We start from the raw sequence: 13082 nt of genomic DNA, 5'->3' as shown, positions 1-13082 counted from the left end.
TCGGGTCGTTCAGAACGGGGGCTCGTCCGGCCAGGCCGGGACGGGCAGGAGCCGGATGCGCCAGGTGGGCCGGAAGGCCCAGCAGCCGCACGCCTCCATCTCCGGGTTCGCGCCGTCGACCCACCAGCCGCCGTCGCCCCGGCAGTCGGGGCAGGAGCGGCGGGGCAGAGGTGTCAGCTCGATGCGGTGCCGGTCGACGTGCAGCCGCCGGTGCCCGGCCTTGAGCGCGAGGGCGACGGCCCCGGCCGCGGCGGCCGGAAAGGCGGCGAGCAGCAGGGCGGCGCGCAGACGGCGGCCGGTCACGTCAGCGGGATCGCGCGGCAGGTGGCGGCGTGGGTGCTGGCCGCCTCCCGGATCCGCCAGAGCCAGTCGGCCTTCGGGCAGTCGGAGCTGTCCTTGCAGCCGCGGCACGTCCAGCGGTTGTCCTGGGCGTGCTCGCCGCCGCCGGTGACGTCGACGGCGGCACCGGCGAGGTTGATGTAGCGGATCTGGAGGTTCCTCGGGCGCTCGGGCTCGGTGAAGGCGGAGACGCGCAGGGTGGCGGTGCTCATGGACGGTGGTCCTCTCGGATCAGGCGGCCAGCAGGTGCTTGGCCGGGGGAGCGATGTAGGAGGTGGGGTCGGCGGGCGTGCCGTCGAAGCACTCCAAGCAGGACCCCAAGGTCCGTAAGGGAAGGCAGTGGAAATAGCGCCGGCCACAGGGGCCGGGGCACGTCTGGCGAGCAGCCATCGCCTTGTCGAGCGCGGCTTCCTTCGCGAGGGTCATCGGGAACTTGGGCTTCGCCAGGTCGATCCGGTACAGCCACGCGAAGCGCTTGCCGCCACGGCATTCGATCCGGGCGACGGGCTCCGCTCCTCCTGGGCGAAGTCCCATCTCGCGCAGCTGGCGGCGGGTCGCGAGGTTCGCGCGCCCGGCCTGCTTCCACCGGTAGACCGGTAGAGAGCCGTCGCCGGGGTCGTAGAGGTCGACGTCGACCAGGTCCTGGTCCTGGTCGTCCATCACCTGCTCCAGGCGCCGGGCAGCTGGGCGGGGCGCTGCGGGTAGCGGGGTCCGGGGCGCTGCGGGCGGGGCCGGCCGATCCGGCGGCGCGGTCGGGGGATGAGCACGAGCGGTCTCCTCCAGTCGTCGGGCGGGCAGCGCTGCGCCCCGCCGACGTGGTGCTGGTGTCGGCGGGGCGCGGCGGGTGGTGCGGACGGGCGGGTTATGCGGCGAGGCCGTGCGCCGTGCGGTGCTCTGCGGGCGCGGTGCGGCCCGGCCGGGGCGTCTCCGACTGGTCCGGAGGGGCGCCGTGCAGGTGGGTGCCGATCAGGTAGCCGATCAGCAGCCCGCCGATGCCGAAGACCTTGTGGCGGTTGGCTTTCCACCAGGTCGGGGCCGGGGGCTCGGTGAGCACGCCTATGACGGTCGGGGCTTTCGCCAAGACGGGGTCTCCTTGTCGCTCGCGGTTGGGATGGTGCGTGCGGCCGGGCGGCCTGTCCGGTCCTCGCCCGACCCCGTGCGGGACGGGGCGGGCGAGGGCCAGGCAGAGCGTCAGGTCAGCGGGCGCGGCGGGTGCGCAGTCGGCGGGCGGTCCACTGCCGCAGCCGGTCGAGGCGCGTGGGGTGGGTGTGCCGCCAGGCGCTGGGGAACACGCCCTCCTCGGTGGGGAACGAGCGTCCGGCGCCGCAGCTGCACAGCCAGAAGTACGGCTCGGGGCGGGTGTCGTCGCGCACGGCGGTGATCTTCACCGGGGCGCCGTCGTGGCGTCCGTGGAAGGTGCCGATGCGGAACTCGGTGTCCTTCAACTGCATGGGATGTCCCTTCGTCAGTTCGGTGCGGCGGGCGGGGTTCAGCGCTGGAGCGGGTGGACGTTGTCCGGTTCGTCGCCGTAGTCGTCACCAGCCGGGGCGGGGGCGGGGATCGTGGCGTGGAGGTGGACCGCCGGGTTGAACTGGTACTGCGGCGGGTGGTTGTGGACGATCGGCCGCAGGCTCAGGCCGCGCAGGGCGAAGATGCTGGCGAGCGCCCACATCAGGGCGGCGAGCCCGGTGGCGGCGGCGCGGCCTCCCGCCGGGGTCGCGGACCAGATCATGGCGAGGGAGCCGATCCCGAACAGCAGCCAGGCGATGCGGGCTCCGGCGTTGCCGAAGAACCCGCCGACCAGGCCGAGCAGCCCGGTCAGCTGCCAGAACGCGTACAGGGCGGCCGGGGCGACCGGCAGGTGCGCGGCCTGGTCGGCGAGGAACACCCTGATCGGGTGGTCGACCGTGCCCCACAGGCCGCTGCCGCCCCCGGCGCCGGAGGCCGGAACGTCGGACAGGGCCTTGAGCGTGGCGGAGGTGATGTCGCCGGCGGCGTCCAGCATCAGCACGATGAGGCTGAGCCCGCCGAACAGGAGGGCGGCCTTGATCCAGTTGGCGGCCTCGTGCCAGCTGACGTGCCGGGCCTGGCCGACCTCCTCCCACCGCTCGTAGAGGAAGCCGCCCTCCTTCCAGGACGTCTTCCACGCGGCGCGCAGCCACCCGAAGCGCCCCGTGCCGTGCTGGCTGTCGAGTTCGGGGGCCGGCGGCACGGTCGGCAGCTGGTTGAACAGGTCGTGGAAGTTCGGGTTGTGCTGACCGTTGATGTGCTGGCCGTTGGTGGGCTTGTCGTCGTGCTGCATGGCGGGGCGACTCCCTCGCTTCGGTTCGGGTGATGGGTGGTGGTGCGCAGGCCGGACGGCCTGGCCCGCACCCGACCGGAGAGGTTCGGGTGCGAGGCAGGTGGTCCGGGACAGGGATCAGAGGCCGCGGGCGTCGGCGAGGCCGGCGGCCTGGTCGAGCATTCGCATCGGGACGCGGCTTGTGCCGTGGGCGTCGTTGAAGGACGGCACGGAGTCGACGTGCTCGCCGAACTTGCGGCGGATCGCGTCCAGGAGCACGGAGGCGGCGTCGGCCTCCAGGCCGCTGTCGCCTCCGGCCTCGGCTCGGATGGCTCCGAGCATGCAGCGGGCGCCGTCCTCGTCGACCAGGGCGCCGGAGCACCAGCCGCCGGTGAGCAGGCGGTGGTGGGCGCGCTGCAGGAGGGCCGCGACCGGCGTCGGGTAGGGGGCCGGGGGCTGGAGCGTCGGGGTCAGCGGGACGGTGACGACGTCGGCCAGGTCCACGGGCTCGATGGGGATGTGCGCGGTGTTGACCGCGTGGGCGACGGCCGCTTCGTCCAGGCGCGCGGTCATCTCGATGTTCACGAGGGTGAGGCGTTCCTCGAGGGTCAGGGCCGTCGGCGGCACGGGGGCGGCCTGGTGGGTGGTCGGGGCGGGCGGGTGTATCGCGGGAGAGGGGGTCGTGTCGGGCATGGCGGGCTCCAGGCGGGAACGCGAAGGGCGCCGCCGGGATCGTTCTCCGGCGGCGCCCTTGGGCGTCGTGCAGCGGGGGAGGGGAGGGGGCGCGCTAGTCGTCGGGGGTGTAGTTCAGCGCGCCGCAGTTCCAGCAGTCCCATTCGTCGGGGACGTCGACCAGGTCGCAGCAGTTACAGCCGTCGCCGTGCACGACGCAGTCCTCGCCGCAGTCCCAGCAGGTGAAATGCAGGTGTGCCATGCCCTTGTCCCTTCCCCCGTGATCGTGGTGGGGCCCGACAAGAGCATGCGCCAGCTATCGGCGTTTTACTGCGGAGTTGATGAAGCTGGCCGGACGGGTTCGGTCAGAGGCTGGCGATCAGTCCGGCGAGCGAGGCGAGACCGTTGTTGATGGTGGGGGCCAGGCCGGTCGCGGCGAGGGTGAAGCCGAACAGGGCGCAGGTGGCGGCGGAGCCGACACGGACGTAGCCGCCCTTGACGAGGACGACCACGATGATGCCCAGCAGGACGGCGGCGGAGATCGACAGGGCCACGGAAAGGGTGCTCCTTCGGGGTCGGGATGGGGCCGGCCGCGCTCGGCAGGCCGGCCCCGGGATGGGTGCGTGATTCTTTACGGCGTAAAGATGCGGGGCGCGCCTCCGACGACTGGTCAGACGTCGGTGAGGCTCTTGATGGCCTCCAGCGCCTGGCGGGGCGAGGTGACCTGCGGCTCGGTGCGTCGGCTGCTGCCGCGCTTGCCGCCGCCCTTGCCGCCCCCGCCACCACCGCCGCGTCGGCTGGACTTGCCCTCGCCGTCGTCGCCTTCCTCGGGCTCGGGCCAGAACTCGCCCGGCCTGACGGGCTCGTTCCAGTCGAACCACAGGCCCCGCTTGGTCAGCTCCTCGATCTCGTAGTCGGTGAGCCGGACGACCTCGTCGGGGAAGATCTCCGCGAGGTCGGTGTCGAAGTCCGCGTACAGCGACCGCATCAGGACGGCGCGGCCGTTGTCGAGGACGATGACGGCGACGCCGCCCGTGCTGACGCCGTTCTCCGGGTCGGCTTCGCCGCGCATGGCCCGCTCGATCGCGGAGCCTTCGCTGCGGGAGTAGCGGGCCGGGATGGTCGGCACGTCGTGCGGGTTCTCCATCGTGCCTTCGGCGGCCTTGCGGGTGGCGCCGGGGCTGCCCATGTTGAAGATGACCGGGCGGGAGTTCTGCCGGAGGTTGTCCTTCATCTCCGTGCTGAACCCGTTGTGCGCGAACGGCGACTGGCCGGCGGGCTTGAAGCCGATGCCGTACTTCAGGCCGGTGACGGTGAGGTCGTCGCCGTCGGTCTGGATGAACTCGCCGAAGTCGCCGTCCTGGGCGGCGGTCATGAACTCGTCGGCGTAGACGTTCAGCTGCCGGTAGGGGCAGCGCGGGTCGCCCGGCTTGTAGTCGTGCGGCTTGCCGTCGTGCGGCCAGGGCATCTCCGCGCGGATCTCGCACAGCGCCTTCGCCGCGCGCAGCTGCCTCGCCATCCACAGCGCGTTCGAACCCTGCCGGTCGATGTACTGCCCGAGCGTGGTCGTCTTCTCGTCCTTACGGACGGTGGACAGCCACACCACCTGACCGGCCAGGGACTCCGCCGCCATGTTGATCGCGAAGAACTGCGTCTTGCCCGACCGGCTGACACCGAGGACCAGGCCGTGGGCGGCGGCGTTCTTGTCGTGCTGGAACACCATGTTCTTCACCGGCTGGCCGGTGATGGTGAACCCGCAGACGAACATGCCCTTGGCGTCCGGGGTCAGCAGCTCACGGGTCGCGGCGAAGATCTGCGACAACGGCGGCTCGTCGAACGCGCTGATCAGGAACTCCGAGCCGTCGATGAGGACGAACACGCAGGAGTCGTCCTCGGGCAGGCCCAGGCCGCGGCAGACCTTGGCCAGGTCGATGCGCGGCGTCTCGGTGGAGTCGGCCATCTTCGCCCGGTAGAACGTCACGCCGCGCTCGGTGTCCCGCGTCCGGTGGACCAGGACGGAGCCGGGGGCGCCGCCCTTGGGGCCGGCCACCCGGTCCACCCAGCGCTCGGCGTCGGTCGGCTTGGTGCGCCGCCGGACGTTGGCCTCGGGGGTGATCTGGGCCTCCATCCAGCCGGGCCCGCCCTGGCGGCCGGGCTGGAGCGGAACGTCCGCGAGGGTGACGTCGGCCGCGGGCACCCCGAAGGCCGCGCCGACGGCCTCCGGGGACAGGCCGGTGATCGGCCGCCCGGTCTCCGAGGCCCGCAGCAGCAGGGTTAGGTCGTGCCGCATGCCGGGGTGCCGGGTGGCCTTGACGACGTGGGTGCGGGCGGGCATCCCGGCGCGCTCCCACAGCATCCGCGCCTCTCGGGTGAGCAGGTCCGCGCCGTCGTCCGGCACCGCCGGGGCTACCGGCTCGGGGACTTCGGCGGGCGCCGGCCGCGGGGCGGGGGCGGCGAGGGCGGGGCGGTGGCGACGGCGGGCGTGCCGGGAGTACGGCAGCACCAGCAGGCCGGCCGCCGCCCATCCGGCGGCGAGCAGCCCGTCCAGCCAGTACGGGCCCCAGCCGGTGGTCGTCTTGGCGACGACGTCGATCGCGGCGGCGGCCACGAGCGGGGTCCAGCGCAGGATTTTGCGTCCGGCGCCGGGCTCGTCGCTCTTGGCGGCGAGGACCCAGCCGCCGATCCCGGCGGCGCCGGCCAGCTGCACGACCTGGTGGATGGGGCTGTCGGGGTAGATGTTCGGGGCCACGGCCAGCACGGGCGCGGCGAGGGTGTAGGCGAGGCGTTCGAGCGCGACACTGCGCGGCGTGGTCACCGGCTTCTCCTTCGGGAACGAGCGCGGGCGGCCCCGCAGGTCGCGGGGCCGCCCGTGGCGGGGAGGGTGGGGGAGGGGGTCAGCGGTTGAAGAACCCGGGCTTGGGGGTCCTCTCGCGCCGGTTGGAGCGGATGTCGTCCAGCGCGCCGTAGAGCTTGGCGTGGGTGTGCCGGGTCTCGTGGGTGAGGTCGGCGGTCTCCTGGGCGGTGTCGCACAGGATGCGGACCTCGCGGGCGGCGCCGGACAGGGCGGTCTCGACGGCGTTCGTGAGCGCCACGAACTTCGGGTCGAGCTGGGCGTTGGCGATGTCCTGGGCCATGTCGCCTGACTCGTTGGCGTTCTTCTGCATGCTGCGCTGCAGAGCCTCCAGCTCGAGGCTGGCGTCGTCCATGGCCTTGCCGAGCTTGGACAGCTTGGCCTGGACGGCCTTGTACCGGTTGTCGCCGTCGGCCGGGGCGGGAGCCGTGCTGGTGCTGCGGGGCGTGAGGTCGCTCATCAGCGGAATTCCTCCGGGTTCTAGTCGTGGTGGACCGCGGCCGACGCGTGCACGAGACCGGCGTCCTCCTTGGCGGCCATGTCCTCGCCGTACACGCGGGCGACTTCCCTGGCGGCGAGCTTCGCGGCCTCCTTGGCGATGTCGCACTGCTCGGCGCACCGCTCGGCCTGCGCCTTCATGCGGGCCGCGGAGTCGGCCAGGTCCGCGATCAGGTCGGTGACGGCGGTGGAGACGTTGTGGTCGCCGACCAGGTCGGCGGCCATCTCCCGCAGCGCGTCCGCGACCTTGGCCAGGGCCTCCATCAGGGCTTCGGCGCGCTCCTGGTCGGAGGCGGCCTTGATGGCGATGTTCGCCATCCCCATCAGGTAGTCGTCGAACGTGATGTCCGTGCGGTGCTGGGCGGCCAAGCTGCCCGCGCCGGACGGCCTGCTGACTTCCGAGCTGCTCACGCTGCTCCCTTCCGTGCTGGTCGGCCGGCTGGTGCCGGGCCGGGCGGTGTGCGGTTCCGGCGCGGACGGAAGGCCCTTCACGCCGGTGGTCACGGCCGCAGGCGCGTCCGGGACGATGTCCGCGTCGACGATGTCGTCCTCGCCGCTCTTGGTGCCGGTGCGCGGCGGGCGAGCAGGCCGGTCGGGCCACTCCACCGTCGGCGTGGAGTCCTCCTCGCCGAACGGGCTGTCAGCCGGGCGGCCGCGCCGCCGGGACCGGCCAGCACGACCGCTCCCGGTACGTCCCGTCCGGCCGGTGCGTCGGGCACGTCCACGGCCGCCGGTCGTTCCCGCTCCGGTACGCCGCCGCCGGAACCGGCGCCGCTTCTTCGAGCCGTCAGACGCCCCGTCACCGGCCTTGGAGTCCTTGCCCGGCTCATCGGTCGCCTTGCTGTCCTTCGTGGCGCTGGAGGCTCCGTCAGGGCTGTCCTTGGCGGTCTTCTCGCCCGCGCCGTCGGCGCCCTTGTCCTTGTCCTTGTCCTTGGTCAGGCTGACCTTCTCGGTGCTCGCCTTGCCGTCCTTCGCGTCGGCGCGGCGCTTGTCCCAGCGGCGCTGGGCCTCCTCCGCGACGGCCTGGCCCAAGGTGGTGCGGCCCGGCTCGGACGACGCCGCGGCTTCCCGCTTCGCCTTCCGTGCCGCGTCGCGCTCCGCCCGCTTCGCGCGGCGGTCCTCCCACGCCTTCTGCCGGTTGGCGCGGGCCTGGTCGCGGTCCTTGGTCCGGTCGGCGAGGCCGGCGGTGTGCCCGGCGCTGCGCCGCTCCTGCCGCCCGGACTGCCGGACCCCGGCGCGGTCCTGGCGGCCGCGGGCCCGCTCGGCGCGGGCGCTGGACGCCGGACCGCGATCTGCCCGGCCGCCGCCGTCGCCCTTCGAGCTGCCGCTGCGGCCGGAGCCGCCAGAGCCCGCGTGAGAGCCTTTCGAGCCCCCGGACGACCCGTTGCGCCCGGAACCGGCCGTGTGGCCGCCAGAGGACCGCTCAGGGCCCTTCTTGCGGTCCTTGCCGCCTCCGCCGGTCCCGGTCGATCCGGCCCCCGAACGGCTCCCGGACGCGCCGGAGTTGGGGCCGCGCGAGGACCCGGGCTTGTTCGGCCCGGGGCCCGAGGAGTTGGTGCGGGAGGGCCCGGTGCCGCCACCGCCGCGCGAGGACCCGCCGCCACCGCCGCCGGCCTTCGAGCGGCCCTTGTCCGCGCCCATGCCGGAACCGGACGCCTTCGTACGGTCGGCGTCGGCCTTTCCGCGCGCCGCCGCCTTGTCGCCCTTCGCTTTCATCATCGCGGCGTGGAGCTTTCCGTTCTGCTCCATCATCGCGACTTCCTGCGCGGTGCGGCCCTCGATCAGCGCGGCCTTCCGCGCGATTTCAGCCTCACGGAAAGGCGCCTCGCCTTCATGAAGCGACCGCGCCTTTTCCAGCCGGAATTCCAACCAGTCACCGAGACGGTCGGCGAGGGAACGAGGCTGAGCGTATTCACCTTCCTCGTATTCGCCGTATTCCTCCTCGGCTTCCGGTGCCGAAATTCCTTCCGACCGCATGGCCAACGCCGGGTCCGGGGCAGCCGGAATCGGCGGCAATTCCATCGTCGTCTCTTCCGGGGACTCCGGCGGAGCCTCCGGAATGTCACGCGGCGACGGGATGGTGTCGGAGAAATCCGGGATCGGCGGCGGCGCGTACGAGGAATCACCGCTCCAGGGGCCGCGGACCAGGGTCCCGCTGCCGGACTCGTCGGACTCGTCGGACACGGTGCACCTCCCTCCAGGGGACTTGACAGACAGTGGGGTCTCGTGTGCACGCGCGTGCACGTGCACGTGTGCACGCTTTACGCGCGCGAGGCCCCGCCGGAGCCCGGCGGGGCCTTCGTTGGTGACGTTCAGTTACGCGGGTCGGGCTGCTCCAGCACCTGCTTCGCGTACTGCATGAGGTGGTTCCACAGCCTCGCGTCGCCCTCGGCCCGCTTGTCGATCGCGAGCTTGAACAGGCGGCACACGCTGGTGAATCCGGGGATGACGTCATTACGTCCGGCTTTGACGTCCTTGGCAATTCGAGACCGAGTAACGCGGAGCCAGAATTCCATCCGGCCCATCTCGCCGCGACTTTCGATCGCCTTGCGCTCTTCTTCCTGCAACCAGGTGTTCCGCCCTTGAATCGAGCGTTCGACGCTGGTGAGGGGGCGCGTCACGCCGACTCCCTGTTACCCAGGTCGAAAATCGACGTGGGACCACCATAGCCGGAATTCTGCGGCTGCGCACCCTCCTGCGGCGGATTAGGCGCGGCCTGGAGCGGCTGCGGGTTCTTCTTCCGCCACTTTTCCAGCTCCTTTTCCTTCCTTTCCTTGGCCGTGTTCACCACGGCCTCGTCGTGGGCCCGGCGCTTGTAGGCGCTCTTTTCCAGGCCCTCGGTGAGGTTCTTCAGGTTCTTGAGGACGTTTCCGAGGGCCCTTTCGACGGGCATCGCGCGCAGCCTGGCGTGGTACCAGCGGTCGCCCTCCACGTGGGTGTCGCGCAGGTGCACCTGGGTCTCGATCGAGAGGGTCTCCAGGTTCTTGCCGATGTCCAGCAGGACCCGCTGGACGTCGGCCAGGTACCGGGCGGTGGCCTCCGGGCTCTGCGCGACGTCGCGCAGGGGGGAGTAGTTCGGGTCGTTGTTGCTGTTCACGGCAGGGATTCCCTCCTGGTGTACTGATGGGGCTGTGACTGCTTCCGGCAGTCGCAGCGAGGGCCAGCCCGCTTCCTTCGGGCTGGCCCTCACTGGTGTGTGCCGGACGGTGGATCAGGGGCGGTAGCCGCCGGCGAGCAGCTCGACCGCCTCCTGGCGGTACTCCGAGGCCGTGCCGGGCGAGGTGACCGCCAGCTCGTGCTGGATGTGCGAGAGCGGCAGCTGGTCGGCGTCGCCGCCGGCCGCCAGGATCATCCGGGCGACCTTGCGGACCGCCCGCTCGCGCGGCTTGAGCTTCGCCGCGTCCTCGGCTTCGACCGCGCGCTGCTCGATTTCGGCGGCGGCCCGCCGCGTTTCGGCAGCAGCCTTCTCGGCTTCGGCAGCCTCCTTCTGAGAGCGCGCGGCGTCGGCGAGAGCGGCCTCCCGGCGACGATCCTCCTCCGCCTTCTTGCGGTCGGCTTCGGCAGCAGCGCGCCGCGTTTCGGCGGCGGCCTTCTCCGTTTCGGCAGCGACCCGGTCCGCTTCGGCAGCGGCCTGGCGGGCCTCGGCGATGGCCTGGGTCTCGATGGCCTGAGCCTCCGCCGCGGCGACCCGGTCGGCCTCCGCAGCCTCCTTCCGCTTCTGCGCTGCCTGGCGCTCCAGCTCGGCCGCGTCCAGGTCGGCGGCGGCCGCCGCCTTGCGCGCCTGGGCGATCCGCTCGGTCTCGATCGCGCCGGCCTCTGCAGCCGCGACCTTGTCCGCCTCGGCCGCCGCCCGGCGCTGCTCGGCCGCCTTGCGCTCGAGCTCGGCCTTCGCCAGGTCCGCGGCCGCCGCCGCCTTGCGCTCCTCGGCCTCCAGGCGCTCCGCCTCCGCCTCACGGGCACGAGCTTCGGCGACCACCGCGTTGTCGAGGGCCTTCTGCTCCAGCTCAGCGGCCCGCTCTGCGGCGCTGACCTGGGCACGGGCGTGGGCGCGGGCCTGGCCGGTCTGGCCGTCGACCTCCGCCTGGACCAGCTCCACCTTGCCCTTGGCGCGCAGCTTCTCGGCTTCGGACTCCGCCTTGGCGACCTCGCTTCGGGTCTCCGCGTCCAGGCGGCGGCGCTCCGCCTCTTCCTCGCGCTCGGCGGCTGCCTGTTCCTGCTCGTCGGGCATGGCCAGGGCCTGGGCGACGGTGTATCCGTACGGGGCCATCCGCATGGGCAGGAGCTCGTCCTCGGTGGCCTGGGAGATGTCGCCGTCGTACTTGCGCTTGAGCCACTGCTCGTAGGCGATGAGCTCCTGGTCCCGGCGGATCATCTCCGGGTAGGAGGTGACGCCCCACAGCCGCATCCGGCGGAAGATGCGGGCCGTCGCCACGGGGGCGAGGACCCACCGCAGCCACGGGATCGAGTCGCGTTCGGCCTGGTCAGGCCGGACGACGCGGTCGATCGCGGTGCGGCCCAGCTCCACCACCATGATGAAGAGGACCGGGACGACGCCGTGGGCGCCGGCCGCGACGTAGTCCAGCAGCTCCCACGCCCGGTTCTTGGGGGCGCCGGACGCGGCGTTGAGGACGACGGTGGCGGCCGTCAGCAGCCACACGGGGTAACGGATCCAGCTGATGGGGCGCTTGAGCCAGGCCATCAGCAGGTCGACCGCGATCATCACCATGATGCCGACGTCGACGCCGACCGCGAACAGCTGGCCCTTGCCGAGGCTGGCGAAGCGGAGCTCCTCGTGGGCGAAGACCGCGACGTGCTCGAAGCTGAGGTACAGGCCGATGCCCGCGAGGGCGAGCGCGAACGCGACGATCGCGCCGGCCGTCCACTTCTGGCTGCCGGTCAGCCTCGCCAGGGAGGGCTTCGTTCCGGTTCCGCTTTCCGTCTCCGAAACGAACTCCGCCGTCTCCGAAACGACGTCGGCCGTCCGCGAAACCGGCGTGGACGTTCCCGAAACGGCGGCCGGTGAAGCCGTCTCGGGGTCGGGTTCGGCCGCGGTTCGCGGCCAGTCGGTGATCGTCATGGGGGCCTCCGGAGGGGGTCGTTCAGGGTGTGCGCGAAACGGCGGGGGCTGCTCCCGAAACGCGGTGAGGCGTTCCCGAAACGGCCCGGGGTGCGGATGGTTGCTTGCGAACTGGACACCGGCTCTACCCGTCCCGCACTCACGAAAAGGCCGGCGGCCCGGGGGGCGGGCGGCCGTGCTCGCGAAGCAGCGCGGGGCGGGCTCGAAACTCGGTGCGGCTCCCGCCGGGCGGACGCGAAGTCAGCGTCAGTGCTCGGGGAACTGCGCGCCGTGCCGCCGAAGGTCGGCGGTGGTGATGCCGAAGTGGCGGCACCGGTCGATCAGCGGCTGGAGCCGGGTGCCCTCGGCGAGCGCCTCGGGCGAGCCGACGCCGTACAACCTCTGCATGGCGAACAGCTCGTTGAGCGCGGTCGCGGTACGGGCGGCGTGCCGCACGAAGCGGCCCTCGCCCACCCACTCCTCCGCGATGACGTGGAGGGTGGTGCGCCAGCTGCCGTCGTAGTCCTCGGGGTCGATCGGCGGGATGTCGCTGCCGAAGATCGCGAACGCGGCGGCCTGGGCGGCGGCTTCCGTGCCGGGCTGGAGCGGGGTCATCGTCGTGGCCATGAGGGCCTCCCTCGACTGTTCGGTCCGGGCTGTCCGGCTCCCCTTCACCGCCCGTCCCGGCCGCCGTGGTCGGCGGCCGGTGCGGGCGGATCAGGCAACCGGCAGTCCGTCACTGCGGGTCGGTGGTGACCTCGTCGCGGGTGGGGAAGTTGTGGCGGCCGTCGTCCATGCGGACCGTCAGGTGGCCTCCGGTGTGCATCTCCTCGACGGTCCCCTGCTCCCCGGCGCGGTGCCGGGTGCCCAGGGCCTCGATGTCCGCGGTGAGGGTGACGCGGTTTCCACGCATGTCTTGTCCTGCCTTCCAGGAAGCGAGTCCGGGCTGTCCGGCTCCCCTTCACCGCCCGTCCCGGCCGCCGTGGTCGGCGGTCGGTGCGGGCGGATCAGGCAACCGGCAGACCAGGTCAGGAGGCGTTGCGGGCCCGCTGGCGGGCGGCGCGGCGCTTCATGGCGCGGCGCTCGTCCTCGCTCAGGCCACCCCAGACGCCGCCGTCCTCGCCGTGCTCCATCGCCCACCGGAGGCAGGTCTCCATCACGGGGCAGCGACGGCAGACGGCCTTGGCCTCCTCGATCTGGAGCAGCGCCGGGCCGGTGTTGCCGATCGGGAAGAACAGCTCGGGGTCCTCCTCGCTGCACGCGCTGGCCTCCCGCCAGTTCGTATTGACCGGCAGGTCGGCGGCGGGGGCGTAGCCGGCGTTTACGATGTAGCTGCGATTCATCAGGGCCTCCCAGAAGGTCCAGTGCAGAAGTCAGCCCCGGGG

18 protein-coding genes are annotated in these 13082 nt (G+C 72.4%); all 18 read right to left on the bottom strand.

Features of this window, described 5'->3' with window-relative positions; all coding sequences use genetic code 11:
* Positions 1 to 9: 9 nt before the first annotated feature.
* The 18 genes from AB0Q96_RS37825 to AB0Q96_RS37740 all read right to left on the bottom strand — a co-directional run bounded on the left by AB0Q96_RS37825 (position 10) and on the right by AB0Q96_RS37740 (position 13040).
* The gene (locus tag AB0Q96_RS37825; protein ID WP_365333679.1) at positions 10 to 303 is read right to left on the bottom strand and encodes a hypothetical protein; all 294 of its coding nucleotides are present in this window, start codon (positions 301 to 303) and stop codon (positions 10 to 12) included.
* Positions 300 to 551, bottom strand: a complete 252-nt coding sequence (locus AB0Q96_RS37820) for a hypothetical protein (protein ID WP_236246866.1) — start codon at positions 549 to 551, stop codon at positions 300 to 302. Before AB0Q96_RS37820 ends, AB0Q96_RS37825 begins: the two co-directional genes overlap by 4 nt.
* 19 nt (positions 552 to 570) lie before the next feature.
* Positions 571 to 999 carry an RRQRL motif-containing zinc-binding protein gene (locus AB0Q96_RS37815; protein ID WP_365333677.1) on the bottom strand — a complete coding sequence of 143 codons (429 nt, stop codon included), beginning with the start codon at positions 997 to 999 and terminating at the stop codon, positions 571 to 573.
* Positions 1000 to 1201: 202 nt separating this feature from the next.
* Entirely contained in the window at positions 1202 to 1420 is a 219-nt protein-coding gene (locus AB0Q96_RS37810) for a hypothetical protein (protein ID WP_365333675.1), read from the bottom strand.
* A gap of 115 nt (positions 1421 to 1535) precedes the next feature.
* Entirely contained in the window at positions 1536 to 1790 is a 255-nt protein-coding gene (locus AB0Q96_RS37805) for a hypothetical protein (protein WP_365333673.1), read from the bottom strand.
* A 38-nt stretch (positions 1791 to 1828) separates the two neighbouring features.
* Entirely contained in the window at positions 1829 to 2641 is an 813-nt protein-coding gene (locus AB0Q96_RS37800) for a hypothetical protein (protein ID WP_365333671.1), read from the bottom strand.
* Between the two features lie 117 nt (positions 2642 to 2758).
* Positions 2759 to 3313, bottom strand: coding sequence for a hypothetical protein (locus AB0Q96_RS37795; RefSeq protein ID WP_365333670.1), 555 nt, complete (start codon positions 3311 to 3313; stop codon positions 2759 to 2761).
* Between the two features lie 94 nt (positions 3314 to 3407).
* Complete coding sequence (locus tag AB0Q96_RS37790) at positions 3408 to 3554, bottom strand: hypothetical protein (protein WP_365333668.1); 147 nt, start codon at positions 3552 to 3554, stop codon at positions 3408 to 3410.
* Between the two features lie 103 nt (positions 3555 to 3657).
* Positions 3658 to 3846: a hypothetical protein gene (locus AB0Q96_RS37785; RefSeq protein ID WP_365333666.1), complete on the bottom strand. Its 189-nt coding sequence runs from the start codon at positions 3844 to 3846 to the stop codon at positions 3658 to 3660.
* Between the two features lie 116 nt (positions 3847 to 3962).
* A complete protein-coding gene (locus AB0Q96_RS37780) occupies positions 3963 to 6107 on the bottom strand; it encodes a chromosome segregation protein ParM (RefSeq protein WP_365333664.1) in 2145 nt (714 codons plus the stop codon).
* Between the two features lie 79 nt (positions 6108 to 6186).
* Positions 6187 to 6603, bottom strand: coding sequence for a conjugal transfer protein TraB (locus AB0Q96_RS37775; RefSeq protein ID WP_365333662.1), 417 nt, complete (start codon positions 6601 to 6603; stop codon positions 6187 to 6189).
* A 20-nt stretch (positions 6604 to 6623) separates the two neighbouring features.
* A complete protein-coding gene (locus AB0Q96_RS37770) occupies positions 6624 to 8393 on the bottom strand; it encodes an ATP/GTP-binding protein (RefSeq protein WP_365333660.1) in 1770 nt (589 codons plus the stop codon).
* A 560-nt stretch (positions 8394 to 8953) separates the two neighbouring features.
* Positions 8954 to 9262, bottom strand: coding sequence for a hypothetical protein (locus AB0Q96_RS37765; protein WP_365333658.1), 309 nt, complete (start codon positions 9260 to 9262; stop codon positions 8954 to 8956).
* On the bottom strand, positions 9259 to 9738 hold the full coding sequence (locus AB0Q96_RS37760; protein WP_365333656.1) for a hypothetical protein: 480 nt from the start codon (positions 9736 to 9738) through the stop codon (positions 9259 to 9261). The genes AB0Q96_RS37765 and AB0Q96_RS37760 overlap by 4 nt, the downstream gene beginning before the upstream one ends.
* A gap of 114 nt (positions 9739 to 9852) precedes the next feature.
* A complete protein-coding gene (locus AB0Q96_RS37755) occupies positions 9853 to 11718 on the bottom strand; it encodes a DUF2637 domain-containing protein (RefSeq protein WP_365333654.1) in 1866 nt (621 codons plus the stop codon).
* A 246-nt stretch (positions 11719 to 11964) separates the two neighbouring features.
* Positions 11965 to 12324, bottom strand: coding sequence for a hypothetical protein (locus AB0Q96_RS37750; RefSeq protein WP_365333652.1), 360 nt, complete (start codon positions 12322 to 12324; stop codon positions 11965 to 11967).
* 109 nt (positions 12325 to 12433) lie between these two features.
* A complete protein-coding gene (locus AB0Q96_RS37745) occupies positions 12434 to 12610 on the bottom strand; it encodes a hypothetical protein (protein WP_365333650.1) in 177 nt (58 codons plus the stop codon).
* Positions 12611 to 12725: 115 nt separating this feature from the next.
* Entirely contained in the window at positions 12726 to 13040 is a 315-nt protein-coding gene (locus tag AB0Q96_RS37740; RefSeq protein WP_365333648.1) for a WhiB family transcriptional regulator, read from the bottom strand.
* Positions 13041 to 13082: the final 42 nt, after the last annotated feature.

Origin of the sequence: Streptomyces sp. NPDC093111 (assembly GCF_040683955.1) — a bacterium.
Lineage (GTDB): Bacteria > Actinomycetota > Actinomycetes > Streptomycetales > Streptomycetaceae > Streptomyces.
This window is presented reverse-complemented; position numbering and strand designations above follow the sequence as displayed.